Here is a 1,617-nt window from a genome sequence, read left to right as displayed (position 1 = left end):
TATGGTCGTGATGTGCAGGATGTGGGTGATACAACTATTCCTGCTGATGTGCAGGAGAAGATCATTCGCTTTGTAAAAGCCGGTTTGGCCGTTGCCCAGATGAATGGTAAATCATACCTGTCTATCGGTTATAGTTCAATGGGTATTGCCGGCTCAATGGTAGATGCTGATTTCTTTCAGGATTATTTAGGCATTCGTACTGAATTTGTTGACTCAACGGAGATTTTGCGTCGTATCGACGAAGAAATCTATGATAAGGATGAGTATGAAAAAGCCTTGGCCTGGACAAAGAAGAATTGCAAAGAGGGTACAGACCGCAATAAGCCCGAAAAACAGGTTGACCAGGCGCGCAAAGATGCCGAGTGGGAAACCGTGGTTAAAATGACACTGATTTGCCGGGATATGATGATTGGCAATGAAAAAGTGATTGCAAAAGGTTTCCGCGAAGAAGGACTCGGACGTAATGCCATTATGGGAGGATTCCAGGGGCAGCGCCAGTGGACCGACTATCAGCCAAATGCTGATTATACCGAAGCTATCCTTAACTCTTCTTTTGACTGGAATGGCATCCGGCAGGCATTTGTACTGGCCACCGAAAATGACAGTTTAAATGCCGTACCTATGTTATTCGGTCATTTGTTGTCAAATACCGCCCAGATATTCTCTGATGTACGCACCTACTGGAGTCCTGATGCGGTGAAACGTGTTACCGGAAAAACCTTGAGCGGACTGGCAGAGAATGGGATCATCCACCTGATTAACTCAGGCTCTACCACACTGGATGCAACGGCACAGCAAAGAGATGCCGAAGGAAAGCCGGCGATGAAACCTTTCTGGGAAATTACTGAGGAAGAAGCTCAAAAATGTTTGGATAACACCTTATGGCCTCAGGCCGATCGTGAGTATTTCCGCGGTGGTGGTTTTTCTTCTCAGTTTAATACCGAAGGTGAAATGCCGGTGACCATGAGCCGTGTCAACCTGGTGAAAGGCCTTGGGCCGGTTTTGCAAATAGCAGAGGGATGGACCGTTGAGCTGGAAGAGGGTATTCACGAGGTATTAACCGAGCGTACCAATCCTACATGGCCTACCACCTGGTTTGTTCCAAGGGTCAATGGTAAAGGGGCTTTTAAAGATGTATACTCGGTAATGGCTAACTGGGGTGCTAATCATGGTGCCATCAGTTACGGTCACATTGGAGCCGATTTAATCACCTTAGCGGCAATGCTTCGCATACCAGTCTGTATGCACAATGTGAGCGACGATGATGTATTCCGCCCAAGTGCTTGGGCCGCCTTTGGCGAAGATAAGGAAGGCTCGGATTACAGAGCATGTACCAACTACGGTTCACTATACGGTATTAAATAAATAGCCTGAGATTGACAAGGACTGGTGCAGATGGTGTCAACTATCTCCCGGTCCGCAATCTTGTTTATAAACCATTATGATGCAAAAAGATATAGCCATTGTTTTTGATTGTGGAGCGACCAATGTCAGGGTGATTGCCATGGATAATAAAGGTCAAATTATTGCTTCGCATGCCATGGGCAATGACACGGATGAAGATCCGAATTACCCTGGTGGAAGAATATGGGATTTAGACAAGTTATGGAATAAACT

At 46.2% G+C, this 1,617-nt stretch carries 2 protein-coding genes; both read left to right on the top strand.

Annotated elements, in window-relative coordinates:
• Window positions 1-1,365 (top strand): L-fucose isomerase (locus KEM09_RS21775; protein ID WP_212232058.1); only part of this gene is annotated, 1,365 nt, incomplete at its 5' end.
• A gap of 76 nt (window positions 1,366-1,441) precedes the next feature.
• The coding region (locus tag KEM09_RS21980; RefSeq protein WP_342344018.1) for an FGGY family carbohydrate kinase at window positions 1,442-1,617 on the top strand (176 nt) is incomplete at its 3' end.

It is taken from the genome of Carboxylicivirga mesophila (genome assembly GCF_018271975.1).
GTDB lineage: Bacteria > Bacteroidota > Bacteroidia > Bacteroidales > Marinilabiliaceae > Carboxylicivirga > Carboxylicivirga mesophila.
Note: the sequence above shows the minus strand (reverse complement) of the source record. Positions and strands in the feature narration are given on the sequence as shown.